The organism is Bradyrhizobium sp. 192 (assembly GCF_023100965.1).
Lineage (GTDB): Bacteria > Pseudomonadota > Alphaproteobacteria > Rhizobiales > Xanthobacteraceae > Bradyrhizobium > Bradyrhizobium symbiodeficiens.
The window spans coordinates 6,705,017-6,726,253 of the sequence record NZ_CP064690.1; the positions used below are offsets into that span (position 1 = coordinate 6,705,017).

General features: G+C 62.7%; 18 protein-coding genes. 2 read left to right on the plus strand and 16 right to left on the minus strand.

Features of this window, described 5'->3' with window-relative positions; translation table 11 throughout:
- Positions 1-6 precede the first annotated feature (6 nt).
- From IVB24_RS31450 to mdeB, 4 genes are read right to left on the minus strand one after another with little or no spacing between them, the layout of a single operon-like run.
- Positions 7-1,536 (minus strand): acyl-CoA carboxylase subunit beta, encoded by a 1,530-nt coding sequence (locus tag IVB24_RS31450; RefSeq protein ID WP_247770332.1) that lies wholly within the window; start codon positions 1,534-1,536, stop codon positions 7-9.
- Between the two features lie 17 nt (positions 1,537-1,553).
- Positions 1,554-3,269: a dihydrolipoyl dehydrogenase gene (gene lpdA / locus IVB24_RS31455; RefSeq protein WP_247770333.1), complete on the minus strand. Its 1,716-nt coding sequence runs from the start codon at positions 3,267-3,269 to the stop codon at positions 1,554-1,556.
- Between the two features lie 8 nt (positions 3,270-3,277).
- Positions 3,278-4,558: a 2-oxo acid dehydrogenase subunit E2 gene (locus IVB24_RS31460; protein WP_247770334.1), complete on the minus strand. Its 1,281-nt coding sequence runs from the start codon at positions 4,556-4,558 to the stop codon at positions 3,278-3,280.
- A 17-nt stretch (positions 4,559-4,575) separates the two neighbouring features.
- Complete coding sequence (gene mdeB, locus IVB24_RS31465; protein ID WP_247770335.1) at positions 4,576-7,254, minus strand: alpha-ketoglutarate dehydrogenase; 2,679 nt, start codon at positions 7,252-7,254, stop codon at positions 4,576-4,578.
- A gap of 371 nt (positions 7,255-7,625) precedes the next feature.
- Between mdeB and IVB24_RS31470 the strand changes: the two genes are divergently transcribed.
- Positions 7,626-8,486 carry a helix-turn-helix transcriptional regulator gene (locus IVB24_RS31470; protein WP_187435289.1) on the plus strand — a complete coding sequence of 287 codons (861 nt, stop codon included), beginning with the start codon at positions 7,626-7,628 and terminating at the stop codon, positions 8,484-8,486.
- 72 nt (positions 8,487-8,558) lie between these two features.
- Here the strand turns inward: IVB24_RS31470 and IVB24_RS31475 are convergent, their stop codons facing one another.
- From IVB24_RS31475 to IVB24_RS31530, 12 genes are all read right to left on the minus strand, one after another.
- The gene (locus IVB24_RS31475) at positions 8,559-9,662 is read right to left on the minus strand and encodes an ABC transporter substrate-binding protein (RefSeq protein ID WP_247770336.1); all 1,104 of its coding nucleotides are present in this window, start codon (positions 9,660-9,662) and stop codon (positions 8,559-8,561) included.
- 195 nt (positions 9,663-9,857) lie between these two features.
- Positions 9,858-11,723, minus strand: coding sequence for an AMP-binding protein (locus IVB24_RS31480; protein ID WP_247770337.1), 1,866 nt, complete (start codon positions 11,721-11,723; stop codon positions 9,858-9,860).
- A 1-nt stretch (position 11,724) separates the two neighbouring features.
- On the minus strand, positions 11,725-12,504 hold the full coding sequence (locus IVB24_RS31485) for an enoyl-CoA hydratase-related protein (RefSeq protein WP_007594449.1): 780 nt from the start codon (positions 12,502-12,504) through the stop codon (positions 11,725-11,727).
- Between the two features lie 16 nt (positions 12,505-12,520).
- Positions 12,521-13,654 carry an LLM class flavin-dependent oxidoreductase gene (locus IVB24_RS31490; RefSeq protein ID WP_247770338.1) on the minus strand — a complete coding sequence of 378 codons (1,134 nt, stop codon included), beginning with the start codon at positions 13,652-13,654 and terminating at the stop codon, positions 12,521-12,523.
- Between the two features lie 167 nt (positions 13,655-13,821).
- A complete protein-coding gene (locus tag IVB24_RS31495; RefSeq protein WP_007594454.1) occupies positions 13,822-14,613 on the minus strand; it encodes a creatininase family protein in 792 nt (263 codons plus the stop codon).
- 4 nt (positions 14,614-14,617) lie between these two features.
- Positions 14,618-15,382 (minus strand): enoyl-CoA hydratase/isomerase family protein, encoded by a 765-nt coding sequence (locus tag IVB24_RS31500; protein ID WP_247770339.1) that lies wholly within the window; start codon positions 15,380-15,382, stop codon positions 14,618-14,620.
- Between the two features lie 105 nt (positions 15,383-15,487).
- Positions 15,488-16,207, minus strand: coding sequence for an ATP-binding cassette domain-containing protein (locus IVB24_RS31505; protein WP_007594456.1), 720 nt, complete (start codon positions 16,205-16,207; stop codon positions 15,488-15,490).
- On the minus strand, positions 16,200-16,925 hold the full coding sequence (locus tag IVB24_RS31510; protein ID WP_007594457.1) for an ABC transporter ATP-binding protein: 726 nt from the start codon (positions 16,923-16,925) through the stop codon (positions 16,200-16,202). The genes IVB24_RS31505 and IVB24_RS31510 overlap by 8 nt, the downstream gene beginning before the upstream one ends.
- On the minus strand, positions 16,922-17,953 hold the full coding sequence (locus IVB24_RS31515; RefSeq protein ID WP_007594458.1) for a branched-chain amino acid ABC transporter permease: 1,032 nt from the start codon (positions 17,951-17,953) through the stop codon (positions 16,922-16,924). Before IVB24_RS31515 ends, IVB24_RS31510 begins: the two co-directional genes overlap by 4 nt.
- On the minus strand, positions 17,937-18,806 hold the full coding sequence (locus tag IVB24_RS31520; protein WP_148754989.1) for a branched-chain amino acid ABC transporter permease: 870 nt from the start codon (positions 18,804-18,806) through the stop codon (positions 17,937-17,939). Before IVB24_RS31520 ends, IVB24_RS31515 begins: the two co-directional genes overlap by 17 nt.
- A 112-nt stretch (positions 18,807-18,918) precedes the next feature.
- Positions 18,919-19,443 carry a flavin reductase family protein gene (locus IVB24_RS31525; protein WP_247770340.1) on the minus strand — a complete coding sequence of 175 codons (525 nt, stop codon included), beginning with the start codon at positions 19,441-19,443 and terminating at the stop codon, positions 18,919-18,921.
- Positions 19,444-19,532: 89 nt separating this feature from the next.
- Positions 19,533-19,886, minus strand: coding sequence for a VOC family protein (locus IVB24_RS31530; RefSeq protein WP_007594462.1), 354 nt, complete (start codon positions 19,884-19,886; stop codon positions 19,533-19,535).
- Between the two features lie 676 nt (positions 19,887-20,562).
- Here IVB24_RS31530 and IVB24_RS31535 point away from each other — a divergent pair.
- Complete coding sequence (locus tag IVB24_RS31535) at positions 20,563-21,120, plus strand: Lrp/AsnC family transcriptional regulator (protein WP_245285907.1); 558 nt, start codon at positions 20,563-20,565, stop codon at positions 21,118-21,120.
- Positions 21,121-21,237 lie beyond the last annotated feature (117 nt).

The following is a 21,237-nucleotide window of genomic DNA, read 5'->3' on the forward strand; positions in this document are numbered from 1 at the left end:
CTCTTCCTACAACGGAATGTTGTCGTGCTTCTTGGCCGGCATCTCGACCTTCTTGTCCCTCAGCATCGCCAGCGCGCGGGCGATCCGCCGCCTGGTCGAATGCGGCATGATGACGTCGTCGATATAGCCGCGCTCGGCGGCGATGAAGGGCGACAGGAAGCGGTCTTCGTATTCCTTGGTGCGGGCCGCGATCTTGTCGGAGTCGCCGATGTCGCTGCGGAAGATGATCTCGACCGCCCCCTTGGCGCCCATGACCGCGATCTGCGCGGTCGGCCACGCATAGTTCATGTCGGCGCCGATCTCCTTGGAGGCCATGACGTCGAAGGCGCCGCCATAGGCCTTGCGGGTGATGATGGTGACCAGCGGCACCGTGCACTGCGAATACGCGAACAGCAGCTTGGCACCGTGCTTGATCAGGCCGCCATATTCCTGCGCGGTGCCGGGCAGGAAGCCGGGAACGTCCACAAAGGTGACGATCGGGATGTTGAAGGCGTCGCAGAAGCGGACGAAGCGCGCGGCCTTGCGCGAGGCGTCGCTGTCGAGCACGCCCGCCAGCACCATCGGCTGGTTGGCGACGAAACCGACAGTACGGCCCGCGATACGGCCGAAGCCGGTGACGATGTTCTTGGCAAAACCCTCGGCGATCTCGAAGAAGTCGCCCTCGTCCACGACTTTCAGGATCAGTTCCTTCATGTCGTAGGGCTTGTTCGGATTGTCGGGGATCAGCGTGTCCAGCGACATGTCGACCCGCTCGATGGAATCGAAGCTCGGCCATTCCGGCACGCCGTCGGTGTAGTTCGCCGGCAGGAAGTCGATGAGACGGCGCATCTGCAAAATCGTCTCGACATCGTTCTCGAAGGCGCCGTCCGCAATCGAGGAGCGCGTGGCGTGCACCGAGGCGCCGCCGAGCTCTTCAGCGGTGACGACCTCGTTGGTGACGGTCTTCACGACGTCGGGGCCGGTGACGAACATGTAGCTGGTGTTCTTCACCATGAAGATGAAGTCGGTCATGGCCGGCGAGTAGACGTCGCCGCCGGCGCAGGGGCCCATGATGACGGAGATCTGCGGGATCACGCCCGAGGCCAGCACGTTGCGGCGGAACACGTAGGAATAGCCGGCGAGCGCCGCGACGCCCTCCTGGATGCGGGCGCCGCCCGCGTCATAGAGGCCGATGATGGGCGCCCGCGCCTTCATCGCCATGTCCTGGAGTTTCGTGATCTTCAGCGCATGGGTTTCCGAGAGCGAGCCGCCGAACACGGTGAAATCCTTGGCGAACACGAACACCTTGCGGCCGTTGACGGTGCCCCAGCCGGTGACCACGCCGTCTCCCGGAATCTTAGTGTTCTCCATCCCGAATTCGGTCGAGCGGTGCTGGACGAACATGTCCATCTCCTCGAACGAATGCTTGTCGAGCAGCAGGTCGATCCGCTCCCGCGCGGTGAGGCGGCCGCGCGCATGCTGCGCGTCGATGCGCTTCTCGCCGCCGCCGAGTTTGGCGCCGGCGCGACGTTGTTCGAGGGCTTCGATAACAGACATTGATTGGGTCAACTGATCTACCGGTTTCTGGCGATTGGAGGCAGGTCGGTGCAAATGCCCTCATGGACTTCGGCAGCCATGCCGATCGTCTCGCCGAGGGTCGGATGCGGGTGAATGGTCTTACCTATATCGATCGCGTCAGCCCCCATTTCGATCGCGAGACAGATTTCCCCGATCATATCGCCGGCATGCGGTCCGACGATCACGCCCCCGACGATGCGACCGGTTTCGACGTCGAACAACAGCTTCGTCATGCCATAGGACGCGCCCGACGCGATGGCCCGACCGGACGCGGCCCATGGGAATCTTGCCGAACGGATCTTCCCTCCGGATTCGGCGACATCACGCTCGGACTTGCCGACCCAGGCGATCTCAGGATCGGTGTAGGCGACATTGGGGACGATCTTCGCCGTAAAGGCCGCCGGCTTCCCGGCAGCAACTTCCGCGGCGACGTGCCCCTCGTGAACGGCCTTGTGAGCCAGCATCGAACCGCCGACGACGTCGCCGATGGCGAAGACGTTGCGCGCCGTCGTTCTCATTTGCTTGTCGACCTGAATGAAGCCGTTCGGATCGATTGCAACGTCGATCCGTTCGAGGCCGAGCTCGCTACTGTTGGGAACACGGCCGGCCGATTGCAACACCAAATCGTACGATCGTGTCCGTACCGATGCGCCCGTGGTACCGACCGTCACGCCATCCGGCGTGATTTCGGCGGCTGATACGCTGCTTGCGACGTCGATATGCTCGAAGCGATGCGCGTTACGCGAACGCCAGATCTTCACCGCGTCGGCATCCACGCCCGCCAGGATATCGGGAAGCCTTTCGACAAGATCGATCTTGGCGCCGAGCGCGCTGTAGACGGTCGCCATCTCCAGCCCGATGATCCCCGCTCCGATCACGAGCATGCGGCCCGGAATGCTCTGCAGCGCGAGCGCGCCGGTCGAGGTCACGACCCGCTCGTCCTTGGGAAGCACCGCCAGCTGCACCGCGCGCGAGCCCGTGGCGATGATGCATTGACCAAATTCAATTTGCTGCGGGCCTGCCCCCTCACCGGCAATCTCGAGCCGCGTGGCGGAGACGAATTTCGCGGTGCCGCGGATCACCGTGACGCGGCGCGCTGCCGCCATCTGGCTCAGCCCATCCGTCAACTTCTTGACGGTGCCGTGCTTGAAGGCGCGCAGCGCCTGCAGATCGATCTGCGGCGCGGCGAAGCGAATGCCCTTGTCGGCGATCCGCTCGGCTTCCTCCTTGACGGCCGCAACATGAAACAGCGCCTTCGACGGGATACATCCGACATTCAGGCAAACTCCGCCCAAGGTGCCGTAGCGTTCGACGATCGCGGTCCTCAGTCCAAGATCTGCGGCCCGAAACGCTGCTGAATAGCCGCCCGGCCCGCCTCCGATCACGACAAGATCGTAGCGCGTATGACCCGTTACGCGCTGGCCAGCATCGGTCTGACCCGCCGAGATCGTCTCGCCTTGCGCGCCCGCTTCGTCCGACGCCGACGCCGTGCCAATCATGGAGCCTTTAGACACCTTGTCTCCGACACGCAGCGACATGCTCGTGATCACCCCTGCGATCGGCGACGGAATCTCCAGCGTGGCCTTGTCGGATTCCACTGTGATCAACGCCTGCTCTCGCACGACGACGTCGCCCGCCCTGACGTGGACCTCGACGACCTCGACGTCTCGGAAATCCCCGATGTCGGGGACGCGGATCTCCTCTGTCCGCATCTGCGTCCTCACAATGCGAACCGCCGCAGATCGGAAAGCACCGACGCGACGAGGCCGAGGAACCGGGCCCCGGCCACGCCGTCGACGACCCGGTGATCCCACGACAGACCCATCGGAAGGATGAGGCGCGGTTCAAACTCGCGGCCGTTCCAGACCGCCTCGGTGGCGGCACGACCGGCGCCGAGGATCGCCACCTCGGGCGCGTTGATGATGGGCGTAAATCCCTGACCGCCGACGCCTCCCAGAGACGACACCGAGAAACAGCCGCCCTGCATGTCGCCCGACGCGAGCTGCCCTGCGAGCGCCTTGTCGGCGAGCGAGCGCATCTCCGCGGCGATCTGCCGAAGGCCCTTCTTATCGCAGTCCCGGATCACCGGCACGACCAGACCTCTCGGCGTGTCGACGGCGAAGCCGATGTGGACGTAGTGCTTGAGGATCAACTCATCGCCATCGAGGGACGAATTGAAGCGCGGGTATTTCTGCAGCGCCAAGGCCGCCGCCTTGATCAGCAGCGACACCATGGTGAGCTTCGCCGTGTCCTTCGCGGCCTCGGCGTTGGCGAGCTGACGAAAGGCTTCGGCGTCGGTCACATCCGCTCTGTCGAAATTCGTTACATGGGGAATGACGCTCCAGTTGCGCGAGAGGTTCGTACCGGTCAACTTCTGGATCCGTGTCAGCGGCAGGCGCTCGACCGCGCCGTACCTCTCGAAATCCACCTTGGGCCAATCGACCGGGGCGCCGGGCGCAGGCGCCATCGCTGGTCCCGATCGCACCAGTCCGTTGACGAAGGCGGCCACATCCTCGCGCAGAATCCGGCCCTTGGGGCCGGTGGGCACGACAGATTCCAGCGTCACGCCGAGCTCACGCGCCAAAGCGCGGACCGACGGCGACGCATGCGTCGCCTCGCTGGGCAGCGACTGCTGTGCACGTGCTCGCGAGTCATCGACTGGAGCGGCGGGCGCCGGCCGTGACAGCGCCTCCTGCTGCGAGATCCGTTGCTCCACCTGCGGTGCCGACGCAGCCGCCGGCGGAGGCGCGGTGGATTCACCGCGACCTTCGAGGATCATCAGAACCGAACCTTGAGAAATCCGCGCCCCGACGTCGATCATCAGTTTGGCCACCGTGCCTGCGGCCGGGGATGGCACCTCCATCGTCGCCTTGTCGGACTCGATCGACAGCAACGGCATGTCGATCGTGACCTCGTCGCCGACCGACACATTGATTTCGACTACCGGAACATCCTTGTAGTCCCCAATATCCGGCAGAACGACTTCAATTGAACGAGACATGCGCGCTCCGCTCTCTGTCAACGCGACCAAGGCGATGCAACGCCGGTCGGCAATTCGTAGCTGGCGATGGCTTCGGCAACCTGCTCACGCGCCACTTCACCCGATTTTGCCAACGCCGACAGCGCCGCAACGACGATCTGCTTGCGATCGACCTCGAAGAAAGATCTCAGCGCGGCGCGTGTATCGCTGCGCCCGAAGCCGTCGGTGCCCAGCACCGTATAGGGCGCCTCGATGTAAGAACCGATCAGTTGCGGATACGCCCGGACATAATCCGATGCCGCGACGATCGGCACCTTGCCGCCGAGGCATTGTGCGACGTGGCTCTCGACCGGGGTCGACAGCGGCGAGAGCCGATTGGTTCGCTCCACCTCGCGCGCCTCCCGCGCCAGCTCGGAAAAGCTCGTTGCCGACCAGACCTCACTGGGGATTTTCCATTCGCTTTGCAGCATCGCCGCGGCGGCGAGCGCCTCCGGGAGAATGGCGCCCGAGCCGATCAGCCTGATCTTCGCCGGCCCGTCAGCGCTCGGCAGAACCCGATAGAGACCCTTGATGATGCCGCCGCGCGCATCGTCGGGCATCGAGGGCTGCGCATAGTTCTCGTTCATCGCCGTGAGGTAATAGAACTCGTCGTTGCCCTGCTCGAGCATCGACCGCATGCCGTGATCGACGATGACGGCCACCTCGTAGGAGAATGCCGGATCGTAGGCCCGGCAGTTCGGAACGGTCGCCGCCATCAGATGGCTGGACCCGTCCTGATGCTGCAAGCCTTCGCCGCCGAGCGTCGTCCGGCCGGCCGTCGCCCCGATCAGAAAGCCACGCGCGCGCTGGTCCGCCGCCGCCCAGATCAGATCGCCGACCCGCTGAAAGCCGAACATCGAATAGTAGATATAGAACGGCAGCAGCGGGAAGTTATGGATGCTGTAGGAGGTCGCCGCCGCGGTCCAGGACGAAATCGCCCCCGCCTCGGTGATCCCTTCCTCCAGCAATTGACCGTCGATCGCTTCCTTGTAGTACAGCATCGAGCCGGCATCTTCCGGCTCGTAGAGCTGTCCCGCCGGCGAGTAGATGCCGACCTGCCTGAACAGGTTCGCCATTCCGAAGGTGCGGGCTTCGTCGGCGACGATAGGAACGATGCGCGGGCCGAGCGTCTTGTCCTTGAGCAAATTGGTGAACAGCCGCACGATCGCCATCGTGGTCGACGTCTCCTTGCCGTCGCCGCGCAGCGCGAACTCCGCGTAGGATTGCAGCGGCGGCACCGGCAGCGCCGCCGAAGCGCGTCGCCGTGCCGGCATGTAGCCGCCGAGTGCCGCGCGACGGGCGCGCAGATACTGAATTTCCGCGCTGTCTTCCGCAGGCCTGAAGAATTCCAGATCCTCGACTTGCTTGTTGCTGAGCGGCAGGGCGAACCGGTCGCGGAACGAATACAGCGCGTCGACGTCGAGCTTCTTGGCCTGGTGCGACGTCATGCGCGACTCGCCGGCGCCGCCCATGCCGTAGCCCTTCTTGGTCTTCGCCAGAATGACGGTCGGCCGACCCTTAATGTCCTTCGCGGCGGCAAAGGCCGCGAACAGCTTCTTGAAGTCGTGGCCACCGCGCTTCAGGCCGCCGATATCCGCGTCCGACATGTGCGCAACTAGCGCCCGGACCTCGGGATCCTCGCTGAAGAAGTTGGCGAGGTTGTAGGCCCCATCCTTGGCGCCGAGCGTCTGATATTTGCCATCGACGGTGTCGGCGAATTTGCGCAGCAGCGCATGCTTGATATCGCGCGCGAAGATATCGTCCCAGTCCGATCCCCACAGCACCTTGATGACGTTCCAGCCGGCGCCCTGGAAAAGTGATTCGAGTTCCTGAATCACCTGCCCGTTGCCGCGGACCGGCCCATCCAGGCGCTGCAGGTTGCAATTGACGACGAAGGTGAGGTTGTCGAGATTTTCCCGTGCCGCCAGGGCGAGCCCGGCGATCGATTCCGGCTCGTCCATCTCGCCGTCGCCGAACACACCCCAGACGTGACGACCAGCCGTCTGCACCAGGCCGCGATGCTGCAGATACCTCATGAACCGCGCCTGGTAGATCGCGCTGATCGGGCCGAGGCCCATCGACGCCGACGGCACCTGCCAGAACTCTGGCATCAGCCAGGGATGCGGATAGGACGACAGACCGGGGCCACTCAGTTCCTGGCGATACAGCTTCAAATTTTCGTCCGACAATCGGCCTTCGAGATACGCTCGTGCATAGACTCCAGGAGACGAATGCGGCTGGAAATACACCAAGTCCCCCTCCGACTCGGAGCTTGACGCGCGAAAGAAATGATTGAAACCGACTTCGAAGATCTCTGCCGCCGAGGCGTAGCTGGCGACGTGCCCGCCGAGTTCCCCATAGGCCTTGTTGGCACGGACCACCATCGCGAGCGCGTTCCAGCGAATGATTGCCGTCAGGCGGGTCTCGATCGCGATGTCGCCGGGGTAGGGCTTCTGCTGCTCAAGCGGAACCGAATTTCGATAGGGCGAGAACGGCGGAGAGTCCAGCAGAACGCCGAGCTCCTTCGCACGCCGATCGAGCGCAGCCAGGATGTATCGCACGCGCTCGGCACCGGCGCTGTGGTGGAGCGATCCAAGCGAGGCGAGCCAATCGGCGGTTTCGACCGCATCCTGATCGGCGTTGACGGCCTTGCGTGGCGGATCGATGTGTGCAGTCATGCGTCGGGCTCCGAGAAAGCCCGCACTTGGTAGCATCGGGTGCTATGGCACGTGCTGCTGAATACGGCCGCGTTCCGACGGATTGCCCGGCTCCGGCGGGACGCCGAGGCTCGCATTGCAGCATTCTCTGCTGTTGGTTTAATCGGGCGAGTAATCGAGCCGTCGGCCGCCTGACAGGTGCTCCCGCTTGGTCACGGCGCAGCATGCCGCATCGCTCAGCGCTCACGCCGCAGTAGCGGGCATCTTGTCACAGATCAGCGAACTCGACGGCTCGCCGCGACTAGTGACCTGACCTTTCAAAACAGCTAACCTCGGCTAGCAGCAGGATCTGCATCAAAGCTTGACCGACTTGACGAATTGGCAGGATTGAAATGCCGCCCGAGACCGAGTTCGATCGCGAATTTGCGCGAATGGATCTGCCCGATCTTCGGATCAACTATGATCCTGTCGATCCGGATCAGTTCGATCGTCCCGTCACTTCATTCTGTCTCGAAACCAGCAAAGACAACGACGATCTGCCGCTGCACTCACACCGCAAAGGCCAATTGGTCGTCGCATCTCATGGCTCGGTGATGTGCCGGGCGCCTGGCGGCTTGTGGATCGTGCCTCCGCAAGGCGCGGTATGGATCCCGGCCGGCGTGCAGCACAGCAATTGCGTGGCCGATTTCGGCAAACTCTACACCGTGTTCATCGATCCGCAGGTCAGCATGCTGCCGCGGACCTGCTGCACGCTGATGATCACGTCGCTGGTGCGCGAATTGATCCACCGTCTCTCGGTGTTCCCACCGCTCTATCCGCTGGAAGGACCAACCAGCCGTCTCGGCCGCGTTTTGCTCGACGAACTCGTGCAGATGTCGACAACGGATGAAATGTATCTGCCGATCTCCCCCGACGCCCGTCTTCAACACCTCGCGACCTCCTTGTTGAATAATCCGGGCGACCGCAGCACGATGGACGAAGTCGCCTCGCGCTACGCGATGAGCGAGAGTACGTTCGCACGCTTCATCGCCAAGGAAACAGGGATGACCTTCGGGCGCTGGCGCCAGCGTCTCCACATTCTGATCGCCATGCAACGCCTCACGGCGGGCACTTCGGTCCAGGCTGTGTCGCTCGAACTGGGCTACGAAACGCCCAGCGCTTTCATCACGATGTTCAAGAAGACGATGGGAAAGAGCCCCCGCCGCTTCCTTGCCGAGCGGTCGCGCCTGATCAATTCGGACGGTTTGCCCTAGTTCGCACGTCCCTGCCTGAGCCTTTGACGACCGCGACCCCACGACGCTTTCGTGGGGCCGCCCGTAACGACGTCAGCGTTTGCTGTAAGGCGCAAGCGGATACTCGAGCGACGCTTCCGCAATGGCCTTTGGAGCCACCACCCGCGGCCTGCTTTTCAAACCCTGCAGCATCACCATCGAACAGTGGATGTTCTGGCCGGTCTCGTCGAACTTGGTGTTGTCGCCGTACATCAGGATCGGCTTCATGTCGGTCTTCTTGAGCGCGCCGTGAATCGCCGCCGACTCCGGCGACGCCGCCCGCGTCACGGCGTCTGCGACGATCTGCACCGCCTCGAACGCGCAGCCCGCATTGGCATCGAACCAGTCATTCGGGTAGTCGGCCGCGAACATCTTCACGATCTTGTCGGTCTCGGCGCCCTTGGGATTGAGCCACAACGCCGACAGAATCGGACCGTCACCATACTTTCCGAGCGCGTCGTGATACGCCTTGTCCGACACGCCGTTGGAGTTGGGCGAAAACACCATCTTTGGGTCCCAGCCCTGCTTGATGCATTCGCGCGCGATCATGATCGCGTCGTTGACGCGCGTGACCGAGATCAAAGCATCGGCACCCGACGCTTTCGCCTTGGCGACCTCTACCGACAGATCTTTCGCTTTCTCGTCATAGGCAATGTACTGCGCGATCTTGAGCGGAACATCCACTTCCTTCCACGCCTGATCGATGCTGGCCGCCGTCGACTGCCCCATCGTGTTGTTGAGATGGAGAACGACCGCGCTGCTCGGCGGATCCTTCAGCGTGCCGAGCACGGACTTCAGCTCGGTCAGCGATTGCCGCACGATGGTCAGCGACGTGGGATAATAGCGGAACACCTGGGTGAAGCCCTGCGAAGTCACCTGGGTAGCGCTCGCGATGTGGACCACCATGGGCACCTTGGCGGCCTCGCAGGCCTGCAACGCCGAAATGGTGGCGCCGGAATCCCACGCGCCGATCAGCACGGTGCAGCCCTGCCGGATCAGGCTCTCGGCGGCAATCCGACCGTTCTCCGGACGGCTTTGCGTATCGGCGTGAACGATCTCGATGTCGAGGCCGAACTTCTCACGCGCGAATTTGACGCCGAGATCGATGCCGCGCACGCAGGCTTGACCGGGAAACGCCAGCACGCCGCTGCTGGGCATGATCGCTCCCACCTTCACCTTCGTGTTCGCCGCAAACGATGGCTTAGATACCAGGCCTGCTGCAATTCCCAATCCGCTTCCTACAATCGTCCGCCGCGTGATTCCGCTTCGCTTGGTCATCTCAATGTCCTGTTGCTAAGGGGTGAAATCTTTCTCGACTAGTGGTTTCGTACGTTTGAGGAGCGACCGCCGACGTCAAAGGCCCATCTCGGCCTTGATCAATTTGTCCTCGGATTCGTCGTAGAGCGACGCGATCAGCGACTGATAGCGCTCGTTGATCTGCTTGCGACGCTTCTTCCGCGTCGGCGTCATCACGCCGTTCTCGAGCGACAGCTCCTCCGGCAGAATGCGGAACGCCTTGATCTGCTCGGCTCGCGCCAGCCTTCCGTTGGCCTTGCCGATCTCCGCCTCGATCAGCCGGTTGACGATCTCGGAGCCTGCCAGGTCCGCGTAACTCGCGATCTTGTCGTCGCGCGACTTCGCCCAGTCCATTGTGGCGGTGGCATCCACTTCGATCAGGGCGGTGAGATAATTTCGCCCCTCGCCGATCACAGCCGCCTCGGAGATGAACGGGCTGTGCCTCAGCTCGTTTTCGATCTGAGTCGGGCTGATCGATTTGCCGTTCGACGTGTTGATGATCTCCTTCTTCCGGTCGACAAGCTTGAAGGTTCCCTCCGGCGACACTTCGACGATGTCGCCGGTGTAGAGCCAGCCGTCGCGAAGCGCCGCTTTCGTCTCGTCCGGCTTGTTCCAATAGCCCGCGAACAATCCCGGTCCACGGACGATCATCTCGCCGTCCTGGAGCACGGCGGTTTCCCAGGCCGGATCCGGCAGAGGGACCCCGACGTTGCCGGCCTTCGGCCACTCCGCCATCTGCACCAGATTGGCACCGACCAGTTCGGTCTGGCCGTAGCACTCCTTGAGCTGCAAGCCCCACAACTGCCACAGCGACATCAGCTCGGACGGCATCGCCGCCGACGAGGTGAACGCGACCTTCAGCTCGTCGAAACCGACCTCCGCGAGCAGCGGCAGGAACACTTGCTCGCGGCAGGCCGCGAACAGTTTCGAGACGAAGGCATCCTCGTGGCCGCGCTGACGGTCTTCGAGCGCCCTGCGCGCGATCGTCATGGCGAGCGTGTAGTTCTGATCTCCCGCTTCCCCGGCGGGATGCACCTTGCTGAGGATCTGTGTCGCAAAGCGCTGGTAGAACCGCGGCGGCGCCATATAGTAGGTCGGCTTCACCTCTTTGATCGTCTGGGCGAAATCCGCGGTCGTCTCGCCGAAATATGGAACTGCGTCGGCGATCAGCGGCAACGTGGTCGCCTGCCCGCGCGCCACGGTGTGCGACATCGGCAAATGCACGACCACCCGGTGCTCCTCTTCGCGCATGCTGGGGCCGAACAGGGTGATGCAATGAACGCCGGCGAGAATGGAAAGGTGCGTCAGCAGGGCGCCTTTGGGGTTTCCGGTCGTCCCGGACGTATAGCCGATGCTGACGACATCGGACGCCTTTGCTGTCGCGCTCTCCTTCTGCAGATAGTCATGCGCATCGACATCGAGTGCTCCAACAAAGTCGGCCAGCGACTTGATCGACGCCGAGGCCTCGCCGGTCCAATCCAAGTCGAACACGATGATGCCGCGGAGCTGCTCGGCCCGACCGGAGGCGAGCACGATGCGAAGCTGCGGCTCCCCGCCGACGAACGCGAACTTCGCGCCTGAATCCGTGAAGCAGTAAGCCACTTCTTCGGGTGACGAGGTGAAGTACACGCCCACCATGACGCCGCCGGCGCACATCGTGGCCATGTCCGCGATCAGCCATTCCTCGGACGAATCGCCCATGATCGCGACCCGATCGCCGCGCTCGAGACCAGCACGCCGCAGCGCGCTGGCCAGGTTCACGACACGCTGCGCATAGGCGCCCCACGTCATGGCGGTCCAGGCGCCGTGACGCTTTTGTTGCAAGGCGATCTTGTCGGGCCGCTCCGCGAGTCGCGCGGCCAAAAGCTGCACGACGGTCGTATCCGCCAACTGGGCGCCGGATGTCATCTCAGCGACGTTCATCTCAGCGCTCCGCGAAACGCTTGCGCTTGGCTGCGAATGCGGCAACCGCCTCGGCCCGCTCGGGCGACTTGAACGTCAACATCTCCAGCGCCGCAGAGGTGTCGAGCAGCAGGTGGGCGTACTGCTTGATGATCTTGTTGACGCTGTACTTGGTCCACACGATCGATTCCTTCGGCCCGCTTGCCAGCAGTTCGGCGTATTCGATCGCGGCATCGAGAACGTTGCCGTCTGCGACCACCTCGTTGATCATGCCGATAGCAGCCGCTTTCTCGGCGGAGATGAATTCGCCGGTCATCAGATAGTGCTTCGCGCGTACCGGCCCCATCAGCAGCGGCCAGATCACCGCGCCGCCATCGCCCGCGACGACGCCGGCATTGACGTGCGTGTCGGCGAAACGGGCTGTCGAGCTCGCATAGATCACGTCGCAGAACAGCGCGAGCGTGGCACCCAGGCCGACCGCGACACCGTTGACGGCCGCGACGATCGGCACTTCGACTTCCAGCATGTTGCGGATGAGGTGGCGACCGCTGCGCGTCGGGGACGGCAGCGTTCCCTTATCCAGCGACTTCTGATCGCCACCAGAGCAAAATCCGCGGCCCGCACCGGTGAGAACGATCGCGTTGACAGAACTGTCGTGATCCAGCTTGACGAAGACGTCTTCTAGCTCCTCGTGCATCTCCCAGTTGATCGCGTTGAGGATCTCCGGGCGGTTCATCGTGACGATCGCGACGCCAGTGGCGCGCTGCTCGACGATTAGGTACTTGTAGCCGTATTGCGACATTGATTTCACCGTTCGATTACTGCTTCTGGGTCCGCATCAGCCGGATTTGCCCGAGGATCTCCTCGGTCGGCCGCACGACATTGTTCCCGTCGTTGAAATGCGGGATGACGTAGCGACCGACCATGTCGATCGCCTCCATGATCTTTTCGTGCGGGACGGAGTCCATGTGCAGCAGCACCTCGTCGATACCCATGGCCTCGAACTTCTCGATCTGACGAATGACCGTATCGGGGCTGCCGCACACCGTCGTGGCCGACTCGTTGACCAGATAGTCCCAGTCGTTGGCGGCGCGCTCCATCGACGGCACGCTCTCCCCCATGTATTTGTAGTCGTCGGCAATCGCCGCGAGACGCGGATAGGCATCGGTCGAGATCTTGGCATAGTGCATTAGCGGGCCGGCATAATCTGCCTTGGCCTGCTCGTCCGTTTTCCCGATGCCGATGAACAGCGGAACGCCGATACGCGGACGCTGCAGCGGTCCCTCCGCGTCGCACTTCCAGTTCTTTTGATAGGCGTCGATCAGCTTCTGCTGAGCTTCCCAGCCCTGATAGATGTTGCTGCTCATCACGGCGAAGCCCTGCGAGGCCGCCCAGAGATGACTGCGCTCGCTGGTCGCCGCGATCCCGATCACCGGATGCGGCTTCTGCAGCGGCTTCGGAACCAGCTGGCGCGGAGGGATCTGGTAGTACTTGCCGTCAAACGTAAAAATGTCCTGGCGCATCGCCGTTTTCAGCAGCGCCAGTCCTTCTTCCATCTGCGCCAGCGTTTCGTTCGGATCGACGTTGAACGCCCGCATCGCGATGGTGGTGTTGGCGCGGCCGCCGTAGAATTCCATGCGGCCGTTGGACAGGATGTCGGTCACGGCAAGCCGCTCGGCCGAACGCAAGGCGTGATTGATGCGCTGCGGCATCAGCGTCACCGCCGCGCGCAGCTTTACGCGCGACGTCACCGCGGCCAGATAGCCGAACACCACTTCGGGCGCCGAGCTCGAGATCCCGCCCAGTGCCACGTGCTGCTCGGAGAGCGCGACGCAATCGAAGCCGACCTTCTCGGCCAGACGGACTTCGTCGATCAGTTCGTGAAGCCTGCGCGAGTAACTGTGGCCGACCTGGGTTTCCTGTTCAGACCAGAACCCAAACGTAAGTGCCATGTCTCAATCCTTTTAGCTTGCGAGATGGCACAGGGTTTCATAGGCGTGGCGATATTTTCGCCCGAAAGCCGCGTTGCGTAGTAACGCTTTCCGAATTTTATGCTGTCGGCATTCGCAACATGACAGACGCCCCGGGAAGCTTCGCCACGCAGCGGACGGGCTGACCGTCAACGGCGGGCGCTAGCGGCTCCGGCCTCGCTATCGAAGGTCTTGATCAGCAACTCGGCGACCGCCGCGAGGCACGCTTCGCCGATGGCGTAGCTCGAGCCGATCGGACTTCCGATCACGCCGTTCTGTGAAACCGATCGGATGCCGTTCTTCCACATCAGCTCGAGATCAGCCTCCGACAAGCCGCCAAGATGGCCCACCTCGAAGCGGTCCGGTCTGACGCTGTCGGGCCTAATGACCATCATCAGCGACGTCTCGGCGATGTCGGCGTGCCCGCCGACGGCCGACACGTCTCCTCCGGCTTCGCGCACCGCATCGCGCCACGTGTCGATCCATTTCGTCGAGTCGAAGAACGCCAGGATCTCGACATCCGAGGGGACGGCCTCGCGCAAGCGACCGAGCATGTCCTTCAGGACCGGAAAATTGCCGATGTGACCCGAGTGAATCAGGATACGCTTGAAGCCGTGCCGCGCCAGGCTTGTGCAATAATCGACACAAATCGCTTCCAGCGTCTCCGGCCGTAGCGAGATCGTACCCGCGAATGGCAGATGGTGAGACGAGCAGCCGACCGTGATGGTCGGCGCCACCAGCGTGTTGCCGCGGCTGCGCGCGATCCGCTCGGCCAGAGCATCGGCATGATCCGCATCCATGCCCAAAGACAAATGCGGCCCATGCTGCTCGACGGCCCCCAGCGGGATCACTACCGTCGTGCACCCATCGGCCAGCGCCGCGGCGACTTCCTCGTGGCTCATCTGCTCCAGATAGATCTGATCGGGATATCCGCGCGTCATCGGCTCAGCCCTTACTGTTCTTCGACAAAAATCTCGCACGCGCGTTGGTTGAGCTCTCGGCTGTGACATAGGCATCGAGGTCGGCCACGCTCATTTTTTCGAGCGCCTGATCGCTCATTTGCGCGGTGAGGTTGAGCGATCGCTTGATGGCATGGAACAGCTTGCGGTCTTTCTGCCGCAACACGCCGCACACGTCTCGCGCACGGGACGCGACCTCCTCGGTCGGGACGATCTCATTCACGGCGCCGATCGCCACGGCGCGCTCCGCGCCGACGAGCTCGCCCCAGTAGAGCAGCTCTTGCGCCGCCCGCACGCCGAGCTTCTCGACGGCCCGGCGCATGCCTTTGGTCACCGGCAGCAGGCCATGGTTGATTTCCGGAAATCCAATCTTGCACGCCGCATCGGCCACAACATAGTCCGCATGCAGCAGAAACTCCAGGGCGCCTCCGACCGCATAGCCGCGGACGGCGCAGACGATCGGGCCCGGATAGTTCTCCATCGCCACGAGGAGTTCGTGGAAGAACCGGATGCGCGGCCTCGCGACGTCGATCCCGACGACTTCCTTGATGTCGCCGCCTGCGCTGAAGAAGCGGTCGCCGCTTCCGGTGAGCACGATGCCGGGCGGATTCTCGTCGTCGGCAAGGCGCCGGATCGCCTCCAGCAACTCGACGATGAGTTGCGCATTCAGCGCATTGGCCGGCGGCCGGTTCATCGTGATCGTGACCAGGTCTTGATCACGCTCGATCAGGAGAGAAGTGGCAGTGTTCATCAATGAGACCCAAGCGAGAGGCGGCTGCAACAGCCGGGGAGCGGTGGACCGAATGGCGGCGCGACGAGAGCCGCAACGCCCGACGCCTCGCCGAGACGGCGCGCCTCACAATCCCAGATAGGCGCGCTGGACATCGGGGTTCTCGAGCAGATCGCGGCTAGATCCATGCAACACCACGGAGCCGTTCTCGAGCACATAGCCGCGGCTGCTCATCGCGAGCGACTTGGCGACATTCTGCTCGACGAGAAGGACCGTGATGCCCTGCTCGTTAAGGGATTTGACGACGCCGAACATCACATCGGTCAGCGCCGGCGACAGTCCGATCGACGGCTCGTCGAACATCACGATTTCTGGCTTCGACATGATCGCCCGACCGATCGCCAGCATCTGTTGCTCGCCGCCGGACAGCGTGCCGGCGAGCTGGTCGCGGCGCTCGCGAAGTCGCCCGAACAGCTGATAGACGGAATCAAGCGTATTTGCCAGGTCGTGCCTGGCCCGCTTCAGCGAGCCGCCGATCAGCAGATTGTCCTCGACGGAAAGCGCACTGAAGATCTGGCGACCCTCGGCGACCTGAGCGATGCCCATTTCGCAGATGTCCCACGGCGGTCGCCGCGAGATTTCGACTCCGTTGATCCTGACGGAACCGCGCGACGACGGCACGATCCCCGCGATTGATCGGATCAGAGAGGTCTTGCCGGCGCCGTTGGCGCCGACCACGCAGATCAGTTCACCCTTGCCGATGCGGAGCGACACGCCGTTCAGCGCATTGGAGCCGTCATAGGCCACGCACAGGTCGTCGATTTCGAGAAGCGCGTCGTCAGGCATGGAAACCGGCTCCCAGATAACTTTCCAGCACCGCAGGATCCGCTACCACCTCTGACGGCTTGCCCTCGGCGATCTTGACGCCGTGGTGAAGCACCACCACGGTCGACGCCACTTCCATCACGATCCGCATCACGTGCTCGACCAGTAGGATCGTCAGTCCACTCTCGGCGAGCCGGTGCAGCACGCCGACGACGCCGGCCGCTTCGGTCGGACGCAGCCCCGCCATCACTTCGTCGAGCAGCAGCAACTTAGGGCGAGTCGAGAGCGCCTTCGCCATCTCGAGCATCTTGCGATCGGGCAACGTCAACTGATCCGTCCGGGCATTCGCCTTGCCGGCGAGCCCGACATTTTCGAGCGACTCATACGCCTTGTCCCGCGCCTCCTTGACGTTCGTCGTCCAACTGAAGGCGCCCACCATGGCATTCTCGAGCACCGACATATCTTTCATCGGCCGGACGATCTGGAAGGTGCGCGCAATGCCCATGCGGCACACCGCTTCGGGCGGCTCGCGCTCGAGCGAACACCCCTCGAACAACACCTGCCCGGCGGTCGGTCTCAGCGCCCCGGCGACGAGATTGAAGCAGGTGGTCTTGCCGGCGCCGTTCGGCCCGATCAGGGCGGTGATGCGGCCTGCCTGCAGTGAGAAGCTGACGTCATTGACCGCGACCAATCCAACGAACGCTTTGGTCAAGTTCTTCACTTCGAGCAGCGCGGTCATTCCTCGGCCTTCCGCAGTTGTGAGATCCGGCCGCGCGCCGGCAGCTGGATCGCCCCGTAGAGCCGGACGATCGCCGGCCAGATGCCGTCGGGCAGAAACCACACGACCAGGATCAGCACCGCCCCGTAGGCGACGCTGTTCAGTCCGGGGAGCCCCAGGCTGTCGCCGAGCGCCCCCATGGCGTGATGCAGCGGGATCGCGGCCATCGAGCCGACCAGCGGGCCGAATGCAGTGCCCAATCCGCCAACCACGGGGCCGATCAGGACATCGACCGAGATCGCCATGCCCATGATCGAATCCGGAAAGATCGCGCCCTGCACCAGGCCCAGGACGCCGCCGCCGATCGCGGCCGTCGCGGCCGATATCGAGACCACCAGCACCTTGTGGCGAAACGTCCGCACCCCCAGCGCGCGGGCGGCCTCGTCGTCGTCCCGCATCGCCCGCCAGACATAGCCCCAATAGGACCGCGAGATCAGCTCCGTTCCCGCGACGCCGATGGCCGCAAGCGCGAGCGCGACGAAGTAGTAAAACCGCGCGTCACCGCGCAGCATCCCGAGGTCCATCGTGCCGCTCGGCGCCTGATAGAACAGGCCCTGCATGCCGCCGACATAGTCCCACCCGCCGAACATGATCCGGGCGAATTCGGCGGCTGCGATCGTGAGCAGCGCGAAATAGATGCCACGGACCTCGAAGCGGAAGCTCAGCCACGCCAGCACCGCGCCGACGAAGCCCGCAATCACCGCGCCCAGCAGCAGACCGATCCACGGGGTGACGCCGTATTTGATGTTCAGGATCGCCACCGCATACGCACCGATTCCAACGAACAGCGCGTGACCGATGGATAGCTGCCCGCCGATCCCGAGCATCAGGTTCCACGATTGTCCCAGGAAGGTGAACAACAGGACGATCGTCAGAAGCGAGATGACGTAGGCGTTGGACATGCCACCCACCATGGCCAGGGCGGCGAAGACCAGAGCGCCGGCGCCCCAACGCTTGGTGTCGCTGGCTTGATCAGATGTCCTTTGCACCGAAAAACCCCCTCGGACGTAAAATCAGGATGATTATCAGGAGCGCGTAAGGGAGTGCAGTTTTCATCGACGGCGTGAACATCAAGGCCGCGATCGCTTCGGCGACTCCGATCGTCAGGCCGCCCAGAAGAGCGCCGCCGAAGCTGCCGAGACCGCCGACGATCACCGTCACGAAGGCCAGCAGCGTGAAGTCGACGGCGAGATAGGGTTGCGCATCGAACAGCGGCGAGATCAATGCGCCGGCGACGCCAGCGCAGGCGGCTCCGATGCCGAAGGTCACCGCATAGACCCGAGGGATATTAAGCCCGACCACCAGTCCGCCGAGTCGATTATTGGCGGCGCCCCGCAGCGATCGGCCGAATGCGGAGTACTTCAGATAGGCTCCCAGTGCGGCGATTAGCAGGCCGGCCGTAGCGGCCGCCTGGATGCGGGCCCAATCCAAGGTGAGCGGTCCCACGCTCACGGTCTGGAAGGACAGCTGAGACGCCGTCGGCCGCGGATCCGGACCGAACGACATCAGCAATACGCCGCTGAAAAGCAGTGAGAGGCCGATGAAGACGATAAACTGATAATGATGCGGCCGATTGACGAACCGCTTCACGACGAGCGTCTCCAGCAGATAGCCGAACACGAACATGACGACCGCGGCGACCGCAGCGGCTAGAAAGATCGGGACGTCCCAAATTCGAACGGTCCAGTATCCGATGTAGATCCCGAACACGACCATCTCGCCATGAGCGAAATTGACCACGCGCATGACGCCGAAGATGATCGTGAGACCGAGCGCGACGAGCCCGTAAACCAGTCCGATGAGCACCCCGCCGGCGATGACATTGAGCCAGAGCGACAGCATCAGCGACCGACCGCTGATGGATGCGCGATGGAAAGTCTTCGTCTTCCTTGCATGCTGATCGGTCCATCTTGGCTGTAGCGGAAACGTAGCGGCGCCTGACGTCGTCTGTGTTTCAGACCGCCTTTGGCGCGGCGAAACATCCGTCGATGTAGACGAGCGACTCACATCCGGCTCTCGTGGTCTGAGCCACCACCTCTCCGGTGAAAATGGTGTGACTACTGTCGCTGTAAGCATTCACCACGCGGCAATCGAAGCTGCAGACCGCGCCGACCAGACTCGGTGCTCCGGTTTTGAGATCGCACCACAAACCGTCGCCGAAGCGGATATCGCCCTTGCTGCCGTCCTGCCCGGAAAACTTGAGCGCCAGATCGCGATGCTCGACCCCCAGAATATTCCAGCAGAACGACCGACTGCTGAGAATGGTGTCGTGCGCACCGGCAGATCGATTGACGCAAACCAGCACGCTGGGCGGAGCCGCCGACAGTGAGCAGCCCGCCGTCAGTGTCAGACCATGGCGGTTCGGCGCCCGGCCTGTCGTGACGATCGACACGGTGCCCGGCACGCTGCGCATTGCAGCGCGGAATGCTGCGGCATCGAGTGGGCTCGTTTCGGACAGCGGCGGTGTTGCGGACGGCATGGCTACGACCCTTGGATTCATGGGATGGATGCGCCCTTTTTGTCTGGTTGTGAGTCCGGGCATGCAGCGCTGCCCCGGTGAACTCTGAGCTATCCGGCTGCTTGATAGAACTGGATGACGTTGCCGCCCGGATCCCGCACCTTCACCGCGCGGCCGTGACTGGCCATGTCCCGAACTGCGCCGACTTGCGCCCCCATGGCTGCGGCACGCTCCATAGCGGCCTCGAGGTCATCGACATCGAAGACAAGAACGGCATCTTGCAGCTGGTCCGAGACCGACTCCGTCGGTCCGGCGACGCAGAACGCAGCTGCATCGCTCACGAACTGGATCCACTTGCCGGGGTCAGCGAAGCGCACCTTCAGACCCAGGCCTTCGTAGAACTCGGCCAGGCGTCCAGGATCGTTCGCTGTCAAATAGACTTGCTTCAGTTTCACGCTCGACATCCAAACCGTCGCTACCCAAGTGCGATCGTGGGTGGATAGTCGCCCGAGCCTCTCAGCATTACTGCTTGAACAACGCCTGTCACAGAAGCTTCATCAGCATTTTATGCTGTAACAACTTGTCGAGTCGCTAGATCCAACTCTGCATCCGGCCGATCTTTGCCATTTTCTGGTTGACGAGGGTGGGCGTCGTTGCTGCCGAACCTTTTGTCTCACGCAACGCCCGCGGCGTGGTCAGCGAAGTGGGACCAGGGCCACACGCGACGACAGGCGGTTGTACGAAACAGGGCAGCTCTCGACATCGAGCTCTGCTGCACATCCCGTCAAGTGACATGGGGAGCCAATCGATGGAGCGGCGGGCATTACATCTTGACCGAATCCGCGGATCAACGTCGGCCTGCATATCGCATAGGCAAAAAATGTATCAGAAGTAGGCAACTAACCTCCTGATCGCAATGCACAATGCGAAGGTTGACGGTTTTTCAATATAAGTCGATGATTTGTCGAAATCCCACAAGCGCAATTGCGGTTAGCTTTTACCACGCGATTGTCATCACCCCGCAAACGACGGTGATACGCGCCGCAGAAGACTGCCATAATTGGGAGATACGCGATGTCAACGACTTCTCTCGACAGAATAGATATCAAGATCCTCAACGAGCTCCAGCAGAATGCGAGCTTGACCAATGTCGAGCTCGCATCACGCGTGAATCTCTCGCCGTCGCCGTGTCTGGCACGCGTCAGAACACTCGAAAAGCTCGGTGTGATCGATCGACGGATCGCCCTTCTCGATCCCGCCGTGCTCGGCATTGGTGTAACGGCTTTCATCCAGATCAAGCTGGAAAAGCAGGTCCAGACGTCCCTCGAGAATTTCACACGATCCATCGACCGGCTGGCCCAGGTAATGGAATGCTATCTCATGACCGGTGAGAGCGACTACATGCTCCGCGTCATGGCGGCCGACATCGAAGATCTCGAAGACCTGATTGTCAACAAACTATCCCGCATCCCCGGCGTCAGCAGCATTCGATCAAATCTGGCCCTCAAGCGCATTTCGTACAAGACCGTACTGCCGATCGACACCAATCGGCCGGTCACCGTCAAGGCTTGCGCCAACCCCTCGCGCCCTCTGGAGCGCTCACCAAGACCCCGATACGACCCAACTGGTCCTTTGCTGTCCGATGCGCCGATCGGGCTGGACACCAATCGTCCCAGCTACAGCGTGGAAAGACTATGAGGCGCCCCGCCATGCGCTCCGGCCAGTTGACAATAATGGTGAAGTTAAGATCGGCAGAGTGCTCGAGCGGCGCTGCGAGCCTGACAATCCGCACAAGACCCAACGCGAGCACCCGTC